General features: G+C 67.4%; 21 protein-coding genes and 2 pseudogenes. 7 read left to right on the top strand and 16 right to left on the bottom strand.

Annotation, left to right across the window (positions count from 1 at the left end; all coding sequences use genetic code 11):
• Positions 1–52: 52 nt before the first annotated feature.
• From U9978_RS05240 to U9978_RS05270, 7 genes are all read right to left on the bottom strand, one after another.
• Positions 53–886: an oxidoreductase gene (locus U9978_RS05240; protein WP_322759899.1), complete on the bottom strand. Its 834-nt coding sequence runs from the start codon at positions 884–886 to the stop codon at positions 53–55.
• Positions 883–1,518, bottom strand: coding sequence for a helix-turn-helix domain-containing protein (locus U9978_RS05245; RefSeq protein ID WP_322759900.1), 636 nt, complete (start codon positions 1,516–1,518; stop codon positions 883–885). Before U9978_RS05245 ends, U9978_RS05240 begins: the two co-directional genes overlap by 4 nt.
• A 261-nt stretch (positions 1,519–1,779) precedes the next feature.
• On the bottom strand, positions 1,780–2,436 hold the full coding sequence (locus tag U9978_RS05250) for an FMN-binding negative transcriptional regulator (RefSeq protein ID WP_322759901.1): 657 nt from the start codon (positions 2,434–2,436) through the stop codon (positions 1,780–1,782).
• 343 nt (positions 2,437–2,779) lie between these two features.
• Positions 2,780–2,980: a transposase gene (locus U9978_RS05255; RefSeq protein ID WP_322759902.1), complete on the bottom strand. Its 201-nt coding sequence runs from the start codon at positions 2,978–2,980 to the stop codon at positions 2,780–2,782.
• A 235-nt stretch (positions 2,981–3,215) separates the two neighbouring features.
• Positions 3,216–3,542, bottom strand: coding sequence for a ferredoxin family protein (locus U9978_RS05260; protein ID WP_322759903.1), 327 nt, complete (start codon positions 3,540–3,542; stop codon positions 3,216–3,218).
• 151 nt (positions 3,543–3,693) lie between these two features.
• Positions 3,694–4,053 carry a type II toxin-antitoxin system PemK/MazF family toxin gene (locus U9978_RS05265; RefSeq protein ID WP_322759904.1) on the bottom strand — a complete coding sequence of 120 codons (360 nt, stop codon included), beginning with the start codon at positions 4,051–4,053 and terminating at the stop codon, positions 3,694–3,696.
• Entirely contained in the window at positions 4,050–4,319 is a 270-nt protein-coding gene (locus U9978_RS05270; protein ID WP_322759905.1) for a hypothetical protein, read from the bottom strand. Before U9978_RS05270 ends, U9978_RS05265 begins: the two co-directional genes overlap by 4 nt.
• Positions 4,320–4,637: 318 nt before the next feature.
• Here U9978_RS05270 and U9978_RS05275 point away from each other — a divergent pair, with 318 nt between their 5' ends.
• The 4 genes from U9978_RS05275 (at position 4,638) to U9978_RS05290 (ending at position 7,278) form a co-directional block, all read left to right on the top strand.
• Complete coding sequence (locus tag U9978_RS05275; RefSeq protein WP_322759906.1) at positions 4,638–5,630, top strand: site-specific integrase; 993 nt, start codon at positions 4,638–4,640, stop codon at positions 5,628–5,630.
• A 196-nt stretch (positions 5,631–5,826) separates the two neighbouring features.
• A complete protein-coding gene (locus tag U9978_RS05280; RefSeq protein ID WP_322759907.1) occupies positions 5,827–6,207 on the top strand; it encodes a metalloregulator ArsR/SmtB family transcription factor in 381 nt (126 codons plus the stop codon).
• Positions 6,204–6,701: an SRPBCC family protein gene (locus U9978_RS05285; protein WP_322759908.1), complete on the top strand. Its 498-nt coding sequence runs from the start codon at positions 6,204–6,206 to the stop codon at positions 6,699–6,701. The genes U9978_RS05280 and U9978_RS05285 overlap by 4 nt, the downstream gene beginning before the upstream one ends.
• Complete coding sequence (locus U9978_RS05290) at positions 6,688–7,278, top strand: maleylpyruvate isomerase family mycothiol-dependent enzyme (RefSeq protein WP_322759909.1); 591 nt, start codon at positions 6,688–6,690, stop codon at positions 7,276–7,278. The genes U9978_RS05285 and U9978_RS05290 overlap by 14 nt, the downstream gene beginning before the upstream one ends.
• 48 nt (positions 7,279–7,326) lie before the next feature.
• On the opposite strand, the pseudogene U9978_RS05295 reads toward U9978_RS05290, so the two are convergent.
• Positions 7,327–7,694 (bottom strand): annotated as a pseudogene (locus U9978_RS05295) (IS30 family transposase); the annotation flags it as partial.
• Between the two features lie 450 nt (positions 7,695–8,144).
• Here U9978_RS05295 and U9978_RS05300 point away from each other — a divergent pair.
• Both U9978_RS05300 and U9978_RS05305 read left to right on the top strand, forming a co-directional pair.
• The gene (locus U9978_RS05300) at positions 8,145–8,270 is read left to right on the top strand and encodes a hypothetical protein (protein WP_322759910.1); all 126 of its coding nucleotides are present in this window, start codon (positions 8,145–8,147) and stop codon (positions 8,268–8,270) included.
• A gap of 98 nt (positions 8,271–8,368) precedes the next feature.
• Positions 8,369–8,512, top strand: a complete 144-nt coding sequence (locus U9978_RS05305) for a hypothetical protein (RefSeq protein ID WP_322759911.1) — start codon at positions 8,369–8,371, stop codon at positions 8,510–8,512.
• Between the two features lie 16 nt (positions 8,513–8,528).
• Here U9978_RS05305 and U9978_RS05310 read toward each other — a convergent pair whose 3' ends face one another.
• The 5 genes from U9978_RS05310 to U9978_RS05335 all read right to left on the bottom strand — a co-directional run bounded on the left by U9978_RS05310 (position 8,529) and on the right by U9978_RS05335 (position 12,040).
• Positions 8,529–9,716, bottom strand: coding sequence for a WD40 repeat domain-containing protein (locus tag U9978_RS05310; protein WP_322759912.1), 1,188 nt, complete (start codon positions 9,714–9,716; stop codon positions 8,529–8,531).
• Between the two features lie 316 nt (positions 9,717–10,032).
• Positions 10,033–10,392, bottom strand: a complete 360-nt coding sequence (locus tag U9978_RS05320) for an IS3 family transposase (protein WP_416210859.1) — start codon at positions 10,390–10,392, stop codon at positions 10,033–10,035.
• Entirely contained in the window at positions 10,389–10,616 is a 228-nt protein-coding gene (locus U9978_RS05325) for a hypothetical protein (protein ID WP_322759913.1), read from the bottom strand. Before U9978_RS05325 ends, U9978_RS05320 begins: the two co-directional genes overlap by 4 nt.
• A 3-nt stretch (positions 10,617–10,619) precedes the next feature.
• Positions 10,620–11,390 (bottom strand): SDR family oxidoreductase, encoded by a 771-nt coding sequence (locus tag U9978_RS05330; protein WP_322759914.1) that lies wholly within the window; start codon positions 11,388–11,390, stop codon positions 10,620–10,622.
• Positions 11,391–11,461: 71 nt separating this feature from the next.
• On the bottom strand, positions 11,462–12,040 hold the full coding sequence (locus U9978_RS05335; protein ID WP_322759915.1) for a TetR/AcrR family transcriptional regulator: 579 nt from the start codon (positions 12,038–12,040) through the stop codon (positions 11,462–11,464).
• A gap of 45 nt (positions 12,041–12,085) precedes the next feature.
• Between U9978_RS05335 and U9978_RS23970 the strand changes: the two are divergent.
• Positions 12,086–12,256 (top strand): annotated as a pseudogene (locus U9978_RS23970) (glycosyltransferase); the annotation flags it as partial.
• A 678-nt stretch (positions 12,257–12,934) separates the two neighbouring features.
• Here U9978_RS23970 and U9978_RS05345 read toward each other — a convergent pair.
• From U9978_RS05345 to U9978_RS05355, 3 genes are all read right to left on the bottom strand, one after another.
• Positions 12,935–13,315 carry a nuclear transport factor 2 family protein gene (locus U9978_RS05345; RefSeq protein ID WP_322759917.1) on the bottom strand — a complete coding sequence of 127 codons (381 nt, stop codon included), beginning with the start codon at positions 13,313–13,315 and terminating at the stop codon, positions 12,935–12,937.
• Positions 13,316–13,400: 85 nt separating this feature from the next.
• Entirely contained in the window at positions 13,401–14,390 is a 990-nt protein-coding gene (locus U9978_RS05350) for an alpha/beta hydrolase family esterase (protein ID WP_322759918.1), read from the bottom strand.
• A 336-nt stretch (positions 14,391–14,726) separates the two neighbouring features.
• Positions 14,727–15,719, bottom strand: coding sequence for a zinc-dependent alcohol dehydrogenase family protein (locus U9978_RS05355; protein WP_322759919.1), 993 nt, complete (start codon positions 15,717–15,719; stop codon positions 14,727–14,729).
• Positions 15,720–15,981 lie beyond the last annotated feature (262 nt).

The raw sequence follows: 15,981 nt of genomic DNA on the forward strand, positions 1-15,981 counted from the left end.
CGGCCGCCGCCAGCTGTCGGGTGCAGGCGGTTGGGGCTGGCCGGCTCGCCGGTCACGGGGTGGCCCGGAACCGCATGCCCAGGTAGGCGTCGAAGACGCGGGCGCCGAGCAGACGGCGGGTGTGTACCAGCGCCTTGGCGGCCGGGGTGACCACATAGCGGGTCCGCGGCCTGGCTGCGAACAGGGACCGTTCGATCACCGCGGCGACGGCCTCGGGCGGTGCCGACAGCCGGCGCGAGCGGTAGCCGTCGGCCATCTTCTGATCGGCGGCGGCGTTGAGGGCGCCATAGGGGCCGGCGGGGGCGGCTGATCCGGCAAGGGTATGGGCGGCGGTGTCGGCGAAACTTGTGCGGATCAGGCCCGGTTCGATGAGGATGACCCTGATGTTGAACGGGGCTGTTTCGAACCGCAGGGCGTCGGTGAGGGCTTCGACCGCGTATTTGCTTGCGTGGTAATAGCCGCCGGCGGGGAAGACGAGACGGCCGCCCATCGAGCCGACGTTGACGATCCGTCCACCGCCCGTGGCACGCATGCGGGGCAGCACGAGCTGGGTCAGCCGGGCCAGCCCGAAGACGTTGGTCTCGAACTGGCGTCGTACCGCGTCGAGGTCGGTCTCCTCGATGGTGCCGTACTCGCCGTAGCCGGCGTTGTTGACCAGCATCCCGACCCCGCCGTGCTCGGCTTCAACGGTTTCGACGGCGGTGCGCATGGACGTCTCGTCGGTGACGTCCAGGGGGAGGATGCGGGCACCGGCACCAGCGAGGTCCGCGAGGGTCTCGGTCCGGCGGGCGGTGGCGTAGACGGTCAGGTCGGGGCGGGCGGCCAGCCGCCGGGCCGTGGCCCGGCCGATTCCCGACGACGTCCCGGTGATCAGCACGGCGGTCATGGTGTCTCCTGGATCTCGGTGCGGGTGTGGCGCAGCCCTGCGACGATCAGTGCCACAGCGTGGCGCAGCCGTCGCAGGGTGGCGTCGGGGTCGGACAGGTCCGCCTCCAGGCCGCGGGTGAGCGCGAGCAGGATCTCGGCCAGTTCAAGGGCCTTGACCCCGGGGCCGTCGGCGGCAACGGCGTCCGCGGCAATGATGTCGGCGGCGGATATATCGGCGGCAGCGAGGTCGGCGGCTATGGTGTCGGCGAGCAGGTCACGCATGGCGGCGCTGTAGGCGGCTTCGAGATCGGCGGACGGACGGGCGTTGTCGCCCAGCAGCTCGGCGGCGTGCGGGCTGTCCCGCCAGAGGCGCAGGACGAGGTCGAGCTTGGCGGTCAGCACGGCGGTGAGCCGCTCGGTGAGATCAGTGCCGGTGTCGACGTCCACCCGGGCTCGGGCCAGGGTCGCATCGAAAAGCCGCTCCGCGAGGCGCCGGAAGGCGTCCTCCTTGTTGTGCACGTACTGGTACACGGCGCCGCGCGACATCCCCGCCTCCCGGGCGATGTCGTCCATCGTGGTGCGCTTCACCCCATGTCGGGTGAAGCACGCGTAGGCCGCGTCGAGGATCTGCTCCACGCGCTCGTCGGACATTCTGACAATCTTCGCATGAAGTGTCAGTTCGTTCAACCGCGGGAGTGCGGACCGCCCCGGATGTCATCTGCCTGATCAACCAGCAGTTCGTCAGGCGTTCCTCGCCCTGCGCCAGCAGCAGTCGCCCCACGCGATCGCGGTGCGAATGGCCGATCTGCTGGTCCCGCTCCCACCACCATCTGGCCGGGTTTGGCGGGCCGGCACCATTGTCTTGGATGTCGCTGCGCCGAGAGGGTTTGCTGACCGCGGGTGGTCTGCGGTTCAGGCCCGCTCGGCTGATCCCCGTTCCATGAGGTCGGCGATGGCGGCCGGCCCGGGGCCGGGTTCGCCGCGCAGTCCCGCGATGACGCCCTCACGGTCGGCGGCGGAGCGGTTCTGGCTGAGTTTTTCCTTCGCCGCCACGGTGACGACCGCCAGTTCGAAGCCGACGATGCCCCGCAGCAGCCCGGCGACGTAGTCGGGTGGAGCGTCGTCGACCGCCCACGGCGGTTTCCGGTGCCGTTCGTGGTGGTCGGTGAGCCGGGTGACGATGTCGCGGAGCCAGTCGGGGTCGTGGTGGAACGTGACCGGCCCGCCGAAGTGGATCGCGGTGTAGTTCCAGGTCGGGACGACCCGTCCATGCTCGGCCTTGGTCGCGTACCAGGACGGTGAGATGTAGGCCTGCGGTCCGCGCACCATCGCCAACGCCGTGCAGCCCGAAGATGCCGCCTGCCACTGCGGGTTCGCGCGGGCGAGGTGTCCCAGCAGCCGTCCGTACGGCGCGTCGGGTCCGGCCGGGGTGCGGTCCCAGATGATCGGGACCAGGGTGGCCGCGGGCTGGGTGCCGTTGACGGTGACGAGGTCGGCTGCTCCCGCGGCGAGGACATGGCTGGCGACCTGATCGAGGTCGGTGAGCGCGAAGGGCCGTGGCACATACACGGAACTCAGGCTACGGACGGATCCTGCCGACAGGCATGGGTTGTTGCCCGCCGCAGGGGATGTCGCGGTTGGCGCGGCGTTGGGGTTGTCCGTGCTGCGGCGGGATGCTGGTGCCCTGATGAGCAAGCGATTACCTATAAGCGATTACCTAGTCGAACTCTTCGCGGCCCATCGCGAGGCAGATGTGGTTGACGGGATGGCCGGCGGTTCCGCCGGCTCCTGGGATGGCGGTGACAGCTGCGGCAGTGGGCGCACTTCGCCAGCAAGATCGCCGAAAGCTTGTCGGTAAGTACGCTTTTCGGGCTGAAAAGCGTACCTAACAACAAGCATTCGCCGATCATCGTCAGTGATACCGAAACCGCTGGTGGTCGATCCCGAGGCGCTCGGCCATCGGCTGCGTCGACTTGCGCTCCCCGTTCATCAGCAGCCCGCGCACGGACAGCTCGCCGGTCGCCCGCTGATCAGTCCGCGGCAGGCCGGTCAGCATCCCGGCGACGAAGTCGACCAGCCGGGGCGCCACCTGCGTGATCTCTTCCGGAGTCACAGCCTGATCACATCAGGCGAAGATCGGCGCATCCCGAACGGATCAACATGACGCTCCGAACAGATCATCAAGATCTAACAAAGACCTCTGGCGCGTGGCGACGTGGGGGCCGATCAACCGGAAACGGGTGTCCCGGCCTGTGCGCGAGCGGGGGTTGACAGGCGCCACCCACCGTCGGGGCCGCGCCTTGACCAGGTCGGACGCAAGGCTCCGCCGAGGGGAACGTCGGGCGCGTTCAACTCATTTGCCCGTCGTGCTTGTTCCGGCGAAGGGTGATCGCCTTCTCGGGGCAGGCATTCACGCACAGACCGCACGCGTGACAGTCCATCGGCTTGGCCACGACGGCCTGGCGCCGGCCGTGCGCCACGTATTTCAACGAGCCCAGCAGGGACATGCCCTCGCGTTCCTGTTCGGTCAGCTTGCGCACCTCGAACACATCGTAGGGGCAGACGACGACGCAGTCCTCCTTACCTTCGCACCGATTGCGGTCGATGATCGGAAGTGCGACGCCGGCCGGTGACTTGGACGTGCAGTCTGACGGTGTTGATCGCTGTTGTGGCACGGTTCGGTTGTCCTCCAGTCGGTGCGTCGCACCCAAGTGGCCTGATTCGATAACGGCGTTTTCCCAGCGATCTTGGACGTGGGAGTCCTTCACCCCGGGTTCGCGCCGCCGCGGCGGGTGCGGGAGGTGGGGCTGTTGACGCCGCGGCGGGTCAGCAGAAGGCGACCATCTCGCGTAGCCATTCGTCCAGTTTGGCGATTTCGGCGGCTGAGGCAATGCCCAGCGGCGTGGACTGGGTGAATCGCTGGGTGGATACCGCCGTGATCTCTTCGGTGCGTGCCCAGCTCGGCCGGTGCAGGCCGGACGCGGGCGAGTCGATGCGCACGTGATGGTCCAGGCCCCGGTCCCGCGCGGTCAGGGGCACCACGAGGGCCATGTCGATCGGAAACCGGCAGTGCGTCGCCGAGCCGACCACCACGGCCGGGCGCGGACCGCCCTGCTCGTGCCCGATCGGCTGGCCGAAGTCCACCAGCCACACTTGCCAGGGCGCGAGCCTCAGCGCCGGGCTCACCGGTTGTACTCCGGGTACTCTTCGCGCGTATCTGCCAAGCCGTCGCCGGCTGCATCGTCGGTCAGCCGCGCCTCGGCCTGGTAGCTGGCCCATTCCTCGGCGTCGGCGCGCAGCTCCTCGTACCGTCGCATGATGCGGTTGATCTTGTATTCCTTGACCAGACGCCGGACTGCCTCGCCCAGCGGCACGCCATGGAAGTCCCGCTCGGCGATCTCCGCCAGTTCGTCGCGTAGCCCGCTGTCAAGCTGCATAGATGTCGTGGCCATAGCGTCAAGTATGGCATCTGCTATAGATCGAACTGCGGCAGTGTCGATAGGGGATCAGGCACAGCGCCGATGGCCGACGATCGATCGGCAGAGATCGCGACCCCGCCACGACATGCCTGGTGGCCACGTCCGTGCGGCACGCGTGAGCGAATCGCTGCGATCAGGCGGCGCCCCCAGCTTCGCCTTTTACGTTTCGTTTTGAACTGTCATTTAGTTACATCTCATTGAGCCGATACGATATGAAACGTTCCGGATCCTGACGCCCGATAAGCTTCACTTCTCGGGCGTCAGAACGGCGTCGAAAGGGAGGGCTCAGACATGAGCGAGGACGGTTCCGAGATTGCGATCCGCGATGATGGCGAACACTCTGCGCTGTCACCAGCCCTGGTCGAACGGATGGCCGACTACGCCCGTGCCGCGCGGGCCTCCTCGACGTGGCGCGCCTACGACAGCGACCTGCGGCACTTCGCCACGTGGTGCACCGAACACTCTCCGGCGCGCAGCGCGGTGCCGGCGGCACCGGCGACGGTGGCGGGCTATCTGACGGCGCTCGCCGACAGCGGCTACAAACCGGCGACCATCCGACGGCGGATGGCGGCGATCTCCGTGGCACACCAGCTCGGCCGCCACCTCAACCCGACAACCTCGGTCGAGGTGGCAACGGTCTGGGACGGCATCCGCCGCACCCACGGCGTGGCGCCCGCGCGCAAGCACGCGTTGGAAACCGGTTTGCTGACCCGCGTGCTCGAGGCGGTGGACGGCGATCGCCTCACCGACGTCCGGGACCGGGCGCTGCTGCTGGTCGGCTTCGCCGGATGCCTGCGCCGCAGTGAACTCGTGGCCCTCGACGTCGCCGACATCGCCGAGACAGCTGACGGTCTGGTTCTTGCCATCCGCGGCTCCAAGACCGACCAGGAGCGGGCGGGTGCACTGGTCGGCCTCGCCTACGGCTCCTACCGGCCGACCTGCCCGGTTCGATCATGGATTGCGTGGCGGGAGGCCGCGGGCCTGGTCGAGGGGCCGGCATTTCGGGCGGTGAACCGCCATGGCGGGGTGAGCGCCGGCCGGCTCGACCCGGGTTCGGTCGCCCGGATCGTCCAGCGCCGGGTCGGTGCGGCGGGCCTGTCCCCCACCGACTTCGCCGGCCACTCACTGCGGTCGGGGTTCGCCACCGCCGCCGCCCGCGCCGGCGTCACCGACCGATCGATCATGCGCCAGGGCCGCTGGCGGTCACCCACCTCGCTGGACAGCTACGTCCGGGCCGGCCGCCTGTTCGACCGCGACAACCCCTCAGGCCAGGTCGGCCTGTAGCACCCATCACTCGGTTGGGTCAGGGCGCTTCTCTCCCGCCCGGGAACTGGGCGTGCCGGTGGTCGTCGGGGATGGCGGACGCGCGGCGGCTGCTCTCGCGGCGCGGGACCGACGCGTTTCAACCAAACGGTTGACACCAAGGCTGCCACCGCCTAACGTTTATTTCAACCAGAAGGTTGAAGCGAAGTGAGGCTCGATGGTGGCTGACTCGCTGTCCCGAATCTTCTCGGCCCTCGCCGATCCGACCCGGCGCGACATGGTGGCCCGGCTCGCCCAGGCCGACGCGACGGTGAACCAGCTCGCCGAGCCGTACCCGATGAGCCTGCAGGCCGTCTACAAGCATCTGCGGGTGCTGGAGCAGGCCGGCGTGGTCACCCGCCCGGAGGGGCCGCAGCCTCGCTCGGTGCACCTCGAGGCGGAGGTCTTCGACCTGATGGACACCTGGATCGAGCGCTACCGGCGCCGGGCCGAGGAGCGGTACCGCCGCATCGACGCCGTCCTGGACGCCATGCGCGACAGCACCGAACGCAACCACGACGGACGCGACAACACCGAGAAGGACGGGAGCGCGGCATGAACGTCACCAGCGAAACCACGATCGAGGCAGACTCGAAGATACCGATCATCCGGATGACCCGGGATTTCCGGGCCACGCCCGAACAGTTGCTGCGGGCCCACACCGATCCCGTCCTGTTCGCGCAGTGGGTCGGGCCGCGTTCGCTCACCACCCGCATCGACTACTGGGAGGCCCGCACCGGCGGTCGCTGGCGCTACGTCGCCACCCGCGACGGGGTCAAGTTCGGTTTCCACGGCTGCTTCCACGAGGTGCGGCCGGACCGCATCGTGCAGACCTTCACGTTCGAGGGCGAGCCGGACAGCGTCGCGCTGGAGACGCTGTGGTTCGACGACCTCGGTGACGGCCGGACCCGGCTGCGCACCCAGTCGCTGGTCGACAGCTTCGAAGGCCGCGACGCCTGGCTGTCGAGCGGCATGGAGACCGGGGTCGACGAGGGCTACGCCAAGCTGGACGAGATGCTGTCCGACGGGACGCTGGCCGATGGCGCTGTCTGAGGCGCCCGCCGAGCGTCACCGCCAGATCGCCGGGACGTTCACCGCCCGGGTCGAGGCGACCCGGGCGTGGGACGGGCCGTCACCGGTCGCCGCCTGGACCGCCCGCGACGTCGTGCGCCACCTGACGGACTGGTTCCCCGCCTTCCTCGCCGCCGGCACCGGCATCGAGCTGGCCCGCGGACCCTCGGTGGACGATGACCCGGTCGCCACGTGGCGGGTGCACCACGACGCCGTCCAGGCGTTGCTGGACGACCCGACGACGGCCGGCCGGGTGCTGACCAACCCGCACATCGGCGAAGCGCCCCTGGACGTCGCGATCGACCGGTTCTACACGGCCGACGTGTTCATGCACACATGGGACCTGGCCCGCGCCACCGGCCAGGACGATTGGCTCGACCCGGACTTCTGCGCCGGCCTGCTGGCCGGGATGGAGTCGATGGAGGACGTGCTGCGGGGCTCCGGCCAGTACGGCCCCCGGATCGCGGTGCCGGGCGACGCCGACGTCCAGGCCCGGCTGCTGGGCTTCATCGGCCGCGACCCGTACTGGGCGCCGGCCGGGACGGCCGCCGAGGCGTAGACAGGCGAGCGGGCGGTGGCGAAAACCCGCCGCCCGCCGCGGTCACAAGCGCCGAAGAAGGCCGTGCGTGTTCTCGTTCGAGCCTCGCCACCATGGCGAGCGCGGATCGCAGAAATACACGAGAATTCCCGTCCGGACGGTGCACTCGGCGTGCCGAGCCATCTCCTTTCCCTGGTCCCAGGTGACGTTGTTACGAAGGACGTCGGAGAGCTGTTCCATCCTTCTGGCGAGCAGGTAGGCGACCCGTTCGGCGTTACCGTCGTACGGAATCCGCACCAGCATGACGAACCGGGTAGTCCGCTCGACGAGAGTGGCGATCTGGGACTTGTTTCCCTTTCTGATGATGAGATCCCTTCCCGGAATCCGGGCACGGCGCGGTCATCGGCTTCCTGCGGCCGCTCGCCGATGTTGACCATGTCGACGATCCGCCATCTGGCCTTGGTCGCGCGGGACCGGCTGAGTTTCACGCCTACGTGCGTAGTCATTGAGGTATGGAGATTTGTCAAGCAGACTGCACCGGTGGGAGGCGAAGTGCCGGGTCGTCGCTGAAGCGCGGATGCACGCGGGTGGTGCGTCCGAGGACGCGGTCCAAGCGTATGCGCAGGGCGGTGAGTTCGGCGGGGTCGGCGTGGATGATCCAGCGGTGGGGCGGGCGGGTCTCCTGCCGTCCGTGGAGGAGTCCTTGCTTGCGCCAGTTGCGGATGGTTCCGGGGCCGGACAGCTACGTCCTCCGGGCCAGCCGTCTGTTCGACCGGGACAACCCCTCGGGCAAGGTCAGCCTGTAGCACCCATCACAGGCCGAGATCGCCGGACAGCGCCCAGCACCTATGTGCCGGTGGAGGCCGATCGTGGAGTCGCGGACCCGCATGTCCAGGATCGCGTACGGCGGTGCGTGCATCTTCGCCGGGCTGGCCGTACTGATCCTGATCATGCGCCCGGCAACCCGGACCACCCCGGCCGCACTCCCCGACTACGAGGCGACTCGCTCATAGAACCCTGCCGAGGCCGACGCTGTCGTTGTCATATCCGAACGCGGCACTCCATCGTCACCTCCACGCATGATGAGCATGGCCGGCACCTAACTGATCCTGTGGCGAGCAGCGGTCACGAGGCGGACCTGAGCACGGAGGGCGGACTGCGGGAGGCGCTGGGCCGTTTCGAGGGTGCCTACCAGGACCTCTACGCGGAGTTCCGCTTCCCCGTCCATGAGTGGGACCTCCACCGCTTTCGATAACGCAACAGTGCCGGGATCAGCGCAGCGCCCAGAGTTGAACTGTTCCGCCGACCCCGACGGCCAGAGTCTTCCCGTCCGGGTTGAAGGCCAGCGGCGCCCCGGATGTGCCCGCCGCGGTCATGGCGGAGTTGGTGGGCAGGGTGATGGTGCCCGTCGTCTTCCCCGCGGCAACATCCCACAGTTCGACGCCAGTACCACCGGTGAGCGTGGTGGCCAGAGTCGCACCGTCCGGGCTGAACGCGACCGAGCCGCCGCCGGTGTCGGTGACGGTGGAGACGACCGTGCCGGTGGTGACATCCCAGATCTGCGTACCGGTGTAGGCACCGTTCTGCAGGTACGACGGGCCGGCGAACCCGGCACCGGCTATGATCTTACCGTCCGGGCTGAAGGCCAACGAACTGACCTTGTTGCCGATGACCTTCACCAGATCTGTGGTGGCGAGCCGTAGCGTCGGCCCGGGGGTTCCGGTAGCCACCTGCCACGTGTACACGCTTCCTTGATTGGTGACGCCACCGCCGTTGCCGCCGGCGGCGATGGTCTTGCCGTCGGGACTGAAGGCGAGGCACAACAGGACGGAACTGCGGGGCGTGAGCTTCGTAATGTTTTTGCCGGTAGCGACGTCCCAGAGCAGCACCGAGGTCACCCCGCCCCCATTCCCGATGCTCGCGAGCGTCTTACCGTCCGGGCTGACCGCCACGGCTCCGCTGCCACCCAACGGGTTCGCCCCGGTCGTCACCGGGTTCGGAAAGGTGGCGGTGGAGGTTCCGGTACCGACGTCCCACAGTTGTGCCCCATAACCGGCGTAGCCGGTGGCGAGTGCCTGTCCGTCAGGGGTGAAACCCACCGACACATTACCGGGTGCGGTGATGGTGGCCGTGGCCTTTCCCGTCTCCACGTCCCACAATCGCACCCGCTTCTCGCTGCCCTCGTTGCCGGCCAGAGTCCGGCCGTCCGGGCTGAATGCCAGCGGGTCCACGTGCAGGGTGTCGCCGGCGAAGCTGGCAACCTGCCGCAGGCCCGTCGCAGCGGCGGATGGCGAGGCCGTCGGGGCCTGGCTGACCTCCGGTGCGGTACCGGTCGGTGTCACCAGGCCCGCGGCGGAAGGGGCGCCGCCGCAACCGCCCAACAGCATTGCCAACACGCCGAACACGATGATTCCGCAGCCTGATCGGCTGGAAATTCGGCGCCGTGTTGAACCGTTCATTCGTGGATCATCCTTTCGGCGCCGTCGGCAGCATTTGTTCAGGACGATAGTGGCTTCGGATTTCTGGGGAGAATAGTCCATGTATCCCGCATCCTTCCAATGAGCGTTTCCATGTAATGACTCATGACCGTATATGACTGACACTCTCCGTAGTCGACACGCCCGAAAACCGACGATTCAACAAGAAAGCACGGGATCCCGCCAGGAAGACTGGTCCGACCAAAGATCAGCCTAAGAAAAGGCCCGCGTACCGGCGAGTGTGACATATACGGCCGTGTTGCCATCGCGGGAGGAAACCGTTGTGCTTCTGGAGGGTTTACTCGCTGCGGAACGCAGCCGGTGCGGCAGGGTCGGCGGCCGTCGTGGTCTTCCAGGGCCGGGGCTGGCAGGCGACGAGGCCCAGCTGCCACATTAGGGATCTGACCAGCTCCAGGCCCGCGTGGACGCCACGGCGGGCCAGGGCGGCGTAGACGCGACGGTAGCCGTAGGTGCCGTCGGACTCGTCGAACTCAATCTTGATCTCGGCGGCCAGGCCGGCGCGGCGCAGCGCGGTCGCGGACGCCGGCCGGTGGCGCCACTCGTAGAACCCTGAGGCGGACACACCCATCCACACGAACATACGAATTAGCGGGTAGTTAACCTTCTCGCTATCGATGAACTCGTACTTGGAGCTCACTGATATTCCTGAGCGGAGAAGGCCGCCGCTTTTCCCAAAAATTCCGCTTTCATTCGCAGGTCATGGACTTCTCGTTCCAGTTCCCGCAGCCGGGCTCGTTCTTGCACCGACAGTGGCGGCTCAACAGTTCGAAGTAGGTCCTTGACCAGGTCGGTCGTGTTCTCGGGGTCAGTCCTTTCGTCGGTGGCTCTCGCTGTGGTGCCGGGGTTCTCGGGCGTACCCATGAGTCAGGCGATCTTGATAGCGCCGCCGTCGATGCGGTGATCAGAGCCGGTGATACTGGCGGCCACTGGGGACAGTAGGAAGATGATCAGCGCGGCGACCTCGTCGGGCTCGGCCAGGCGCCCGGTGAGCATGCCGATCATGGTCGGGACCTGGGACACGAACTGGTCGTGAGGAACGCCGGCCGCCGCGGCGAACTTCGAGCCGATCCCGTCGCAGCCTTCCCAGACGTCGGTTCGGGTGGGGCCGGGGGACACGGTGGCCACCCGGACTCCCTGCCGGCCGAACTCCTCCGCCAGCCCTTTGCCGAGTGCCTTAAGCGCCGCTTTGGCCACGTTGTAGGCCAGCGGCGGTCCGGCCGGCTGCCAGGCGCCCATCGACGACACGTTCACGATGACCCCGCCTCGTGACACCAGGCCCGGTAGCAGCGCCCGGCTCACCCGCACCGCGCTCATCAGGTTCGTCTGCAGCATCTGATCCCAGTGATCGTCATCCAGGTCAAGGAAGCCCGAGGTCTCTCCCCCACGACCGCCGCCGACGTTGTTAACCAAGAGATCGATCCCGTCGACCCAGGTCAGCAGCTGGTCGGTACCGGCGGCGGATGAGAGGTCCGCGCACACCGTGGTCGCGCCCGTAGTCTCCAGTTCCGGAGTCACCGTCCTCGTCACACCGACGACGTGAACACCCTCGGACACCAGCGCCCGGACCGTTGCCAGACCTATGCCTCGGCCGGCTCCGGTCACGATGGCGGTCTTGCCCTTGAGATGAAGATCCATCAAGCACCTTTCTTGAACTATAGGTACAGAAAATGGGTGCAGATTCGCCGGTGCCTGCCGAGAACCACCGGCTACAGGGAGCGGATTGCCGCCTCGACCACCTGGGTCAGGTCGAGTGGGTCGCGGACCGTCTTGACCAACAACTGCAGGCCGACGACCGTGGTGAACAGGTACGCACTCAGGGCTGCGCCAGGGATGTCGGACCGGATTTCCCCGGTGCGCTGACCTTCGGTGATGACAGCCTCAAGAGCGCCTTGGGTCCGTTCGAACATGTGGCGCACATCAAGGGTCGCCTTGGGGTCGGCGCCGCCCAGCTCGGCGGCGGTGTTGACCGCGAGGCATCCGCGCCGGTCGGGATCGGCGGCGTTGGCCTCGACGATGAACTGGAGTGCAGCCCGCAGCCGCGGCTTGACCGGTCCCGGCTGATCGATGATGCGCGCGAGGGTGTCCGCCTGTTGCTCCCGGTAGCGCTCTAGCGCGCGGTCAAAGAGTGCCCTCTTGCTGTCGAACGTGGCATACAGGCTGCCCTTGCCTATACCCAGTTCATCGACCAGGTCCTGGGGTGTGGTGCCCGCGTAGCCCTTCCGCCAGAAGACATCCATGGCCCTGTCCACGGCCGCATCCGGATCGAACTGCTTGGGCCTACCCACATGGGCAAGCCTATCCCAATTCTGAACCTCAAGGTCAAGAAATGAATCCTGCCGGACGAACGCCCGCTACCGGACGAGCTGGTGGCGTTCCTGGACGCCGGCGCACCACCGGTGTATGTCGGCTTCGGCAGCATGCGCCGCGTCCCGGAGGACATCGCCCGGGTGGCCATCGAGGCGATCCGCGCGCAGGGCCGCCGCGCACTCGTCGGTCACGGTCCCCTGGGCTGCCTGGGTCACCCACTTCTCGATCCGGTCTTTCCGGACGCCGCGGTCGTCGATCCCGTACAGGGCGCCGAGGCGCAGCACACACCAGGACCGTCCGGACGTGATGAGCCTCTGTTCGCAGCCGGCCTTCAGTCGGGCATCTGTCGTCAGTAGATCAAGGGGTTGATCCTCGCCGCACAGGTCGTCCTGGCGTGCGCCGTAGACCGTGCAGGTCGACACGAACACCACATGGGCGTCCGGCGGAGCGACGGCAAGCAGCTCGTCGAGGCGTTGCGGCTCTGTGTGCCTGGCCCCGTCCAAGAGCCACACCACCGAGCATTGCCTGGAGGACGTGACATGGACGAGGAACTCCTGCCAGGCCAGCGACGGCATTCCGCGGCGGTCGTCTCCGGTCCGGCTGACCACGGCGACTCCGGCCCGGCCAGCTTCGGTGACGACCCGGCTGCCGACATACCCATGGCCGCCAAGGACGTAGACCTCGTTCATCGGTCTATCCTGCCCCGCCTGGACGCTGGCGGTCACCCACCTCGCTGGACAGCTACGTCCGGGCCGGCCGCCCTGTGGGCACGATGTGAATCTGGTGTTGTGCCAGGAGCATCAGATTCACATCGTTACGAGCGCCCGGCAACAGGGGCGTGGATCAAGGAACGGACCTTGACCCACCGGTGCTCACACGTCCCGGGCCGTGGGCGGGCAACAGGTGTAATGGGCCTGTACCCGACTGATCGGCTCACCGGGATTGACGGTCAGTACCTCGGCGACCATGCGTCCGCCGATGCTACGGAAGTAAAGCGTGACGGTGTCGATGCAATACAGCACGTCGGCCAGCTCGAAGCGCAGGTCAGGATGGCGGTCCAGAGCCGCGCCGAAGTAGCGGACCACAGCCTCGCGGCCCTTGAGGGTGCTGGAGTCGGTTATCTCCCCCGCGAGCGGGGAAACGAGCTCCACATCGGGGGCGTAGAGACGAGCGATTTCCTTGAGGTCATGCCGGTTCCACACCATCACGTGCTCACGTCCGAACTCAAGGGCGGCCTCGGGAGTCCAAACCATGTCGTTGCCTTTCAGCTGTCGTGGAGTGCGATGATCGCGATGGCGCGCAGGCTGTGGGTGGCATTGTCCCCATCAGGTCTCGCGGTCAGCCGCCGGCGGGTTTGGGATGGGTGGCGAAGAAGCGCCAGATGGTGTCGGTGGCGTTCAGCGCGCCAGACGGGGGATCAAGGTGCAGTACACGCTCCAGCACGGGCTTGGGCTCCCCGCCCGGCCACTGGTGACCTGCCCCGGCGATGGTGACCAGCTCGACGTCGCGACCGGCGGGGCAGCGGGCCACCGACGTCGTGACCGACCCGGCCGTACCGACCGTCGGCGCGGGGCAGTGATCGACCTCGCGCCAGGTTGCGATCAGAGACGGAACCGCAGGCCCGTTGATCTTGACGGTGCCGTCGCCCTGGCCACCGTTGTAGGGGATGTTGTGATCGGCGGTGCCGTGAATGTGGATGACCGAGACGGGCGCCGGCGCTGGACATGGGCCGAGCAGGGTGGCCGAGTCCGGTCCGATGGCGGCGAACACGGTGGTGTCGCAGGCCAGCCGGTAGGCGAGCATCCCGCCGTTGGATATGCCTGTGGCGTAGACCCGGGTCGGGTCGATGGGTAGCGCGTGGCTCACGATGGCCACGAGCTGGGTGATGAAGGCCACGTCGTCGACGTTGGTGCGTCCCGGCGTACCGCAACAGCCGCCGCCCACATCCCAGGCATGGTCGAGGCCGTCCGGATAGGCGACCATGAAGTGCTGACTGTCGGCCTCGGCGTCCCAGCCGTAGGAGGACTCGGCCTGGGTTCCGCTGCCGTAACCGCCGTGGAGCATCACGACCAGCGGCACCGCTCCCGACAACGGCAGCGACGCCGGCCGGTAGAGGTGGAAGGTCCGCGCCTGCCCGCCGACGGTGATCGTCTGGGTGGACGACCCGACCGCCACCGTCTCAGTCGCCGCAGGCCGGCCGGTGCCCTCCCCCGTGGACGCACCGTGCCCGGGGGTGCATCCGGTCACCACGATGAGCAGGCCGACAGCTGCTGACACCAGCGTGCGGACGGAGCGCGCAGCGTGCGAGCCTGCGGGGTGTGTGGCCATGTGGCGATTGTGGCCCTTATATGTCAAGAATTAGTAAGAGTATATGTCAAAGGTTGGTAAGGCGAACACGGAGCGGTTCAGACGTCTTGTGCCGGGACTACGTCGTCTTGGTCCGGGTTTGCCGCTGACCTGGGTAACGTCCGCTGGACGTGACCGCGCGATGGGAGCAGGGCTGGTGGCGGGATTGCGGGAGGCGGTCTGTACCCAGGACGAATGCACGGGCCGGGAGGGCTCTGATCTGAACAAACGTAAAGTTACCCACAGATACAGTCACTATCAGTCTCGACCCGATGCGCGCCCGAATGGATCGCCGGCATTGTCGTCCACGACATCGGGTCAGTGCGTGACCGTGACGACGATCTTACCGATCTGGGTGTTGGATTCCATATACCGGTGGGCCGCCACGATTTCTTCCAGATCGAAGGTGCGGTCCACGACGGGCTGGAAGGCACCCGTTCGCAGACCAGAGGCCACGAACGCCTCGGCACGGCGCAGCCGCCGTTCGTCCGTGGTGATCTCGAACAGGGTGTAGGTACGCATGGTCAACGCCGGCATCGTCGCCATCGGATACGGCGTGGGTTCGCCACTCAACAGGCCGTAGATGAACAGGGTGCCGTCAGGCGCCAGCACCTTGGCAAGGTCGAGCACGCCAGGGCCGGCAACGGCGTCGAAGACGAACTCGGCACCACGGCCACCGGTTGCGGTGAGTACCCGCTCGACGACGTTCTCCTCCTCGACGGCGATCACCTCGGCCGCGCCCGCCTTGAGCAGCCGCTCCTTCTTGGCGCTCGTGCGGGTCGTGACGATCGGAACAGCGCCGACACGGTTTGCCACCTGGATGGCGGCAAGCCCCACACTGCTGGAGGCTGCGGTGAGGACGACGGTGTCACCGGCCCGCATTCCGCCGATCTCCACCAAGGCCCCGTACGCGGTTACATAGGGCATCCACACCGCTGCACCCATAACCGCGTCCACGCCCTGCGGGCGGTGCAGCACCGCTGAGGCGGGAACGATGGCCCGCTCGGCGTAGACGCCGTAGTCGTTCTGTGAGAAGGCGGGCACGACACTGACCGCCTGACCGATCTCGAAGCCGGCAACGCCGGCGCCGACGGCCTCGACGACACCCGCGGCCTCATAACCCAGCCGGGCGGGAAACTCCTTGACCGGCTCGATGTAGTAGCCACCGCGGAACATCACTTCAGCCCGGTTGAGGCCGATCGCGTCCACCCGGACACGCAGCTCGCCCGGCCCGGGCTCGCCGACCTCAACGTCCTCCAGCCTCAGTACCTCCGGGCCACCGACGTCGTGGAAACGCACTGTCCTGGCCATCATGGATCGCCTTTCCGAACACGGGGATGGGGGGCCGGCGCGTGCGCCGCGGCGGCCGTCCCTACTGAAGCCCATAAGTTCGATGGTTGTCAAACTTTGATGGTCACCGAACTTTGATCCAGCTCGTACGATAGGAAAGCAGCAGAAGGAGGCGCTGGTTGATGGCCGTCGCACGATCCAGCGGGCAGGAGCGGGTCCCACCTCACCCTGACGTGCAGGCGATCACTCTTCAGAAGGTTCTCGAGGCTCTGGTGGACCCGGT

This window comes from Protofrankia sp. Cr2, assembly GCF_963555885.1.
In the GTDB taxonomy this organism is placed as follows: domain Bacteria; phylum Actinomycetota; class Actinomycetes; order Frankiales; family Frankiaceae; genus Protofrankia.

Bases quoted from the DNA above. Each gene is read 5' to 3' on its own strand.
- U9978_RS05240 (WP_322759899.1), bottom strand. From the start codon at position 886: ATGACCGCCGTGCTGATCACCGGGACGTCGTCGGGAATCGGCCGGGCC.
- U9978_RS05245 (WP_322759900.1), bottom strand. From the start codon at position 1,518: ATGTCCGACGAGCGCGTGGAGCAGATCCTCGACGCGGCCTACGCGTGC.
- U9978_RS05270 (WP_322759905.1), bottom strand. From the start codon at position 4,319: ATGGCCACGACATCTATGCAGCTTGACAGCGGGCTACGCGACGAACTG.
- U9978_RS05275 (WP_322759906.1), top strand. From the start codon at position 4,638: ATGAGCGAGGACGGTTCCGAGATTGCGATCCGCGATGATGGCGAACAC.
- U9978_RS05280 (WP_322759907.1), top strand. From the start codon at position 5,827: ATGGTGGCTGACTCGCTGTCCCGAATCTTCTCGGCCCTCGCCGATCCG.
- U9978_RS05285 (WP_322759908.1), top strand. From the start codon at position 6,204: ATGAACGTCACCAGCGAAACCACGATCGAGGCAGACTCGAAGATACCG.
- U9978_RS05290 (WP_322759909.1), top strand. From the start codon at position 6,688: ATGGCGCTGTCTGAGGCGCCCGCCGAGCGTCACCGCCAGATCGCCGGG.
- U9978_RS05300 (WP_322759910.1), top strand. From the start codon at position 8,145: ATGTCCAGGATCGCGTACGGCGGTGCGTGCATCTTCGCCGGGCTGGCC.
- U9978_RS05310 (WP_322759912.1), bottom strand. From the start codon at position 9,716: ATGAACGGTTCAACACGGCGCCGAATTTCCAGCCGATCAGGCTGCGGA.
- U9978_RS05325 (WP_322759913.1), bottom strand. From the start codon at position 10,616: ATGGGTACGCCCGAGAACCCCGGCACCACAGCGAGAGCCACCGACGAA.
- U9978_RS05330 (WP_322759914.1), bottom strand. From the start codon at position 11,390: ATGGATCTTCATCTCAAGGGCAAGACCGCCATCGTGACCGGAGCCGGC.
- U9978_RS05345 (WP_322759917.1), bottom strand. From the start codon at position 13,315: ATGGTTTGGACTCCCGAGGCCGCCCTTGAGTTCGGACGTGAGCACGTG.
- U9978_RS05350 (WP_322759918.1), bottom strand. From the start codon at position 14,390: ATGGCCACACACCCCGCAGGCTCGCACGCTGCGCGCTCCGTCCGCACG.
- U9978_RS05355 (WP_322759919.1), bottom strand. From the start codon at position 15,719: ATGGCCAGGACAGTGCGTTTCCACGACGTCGGTGGCCCGGAGGTACTG.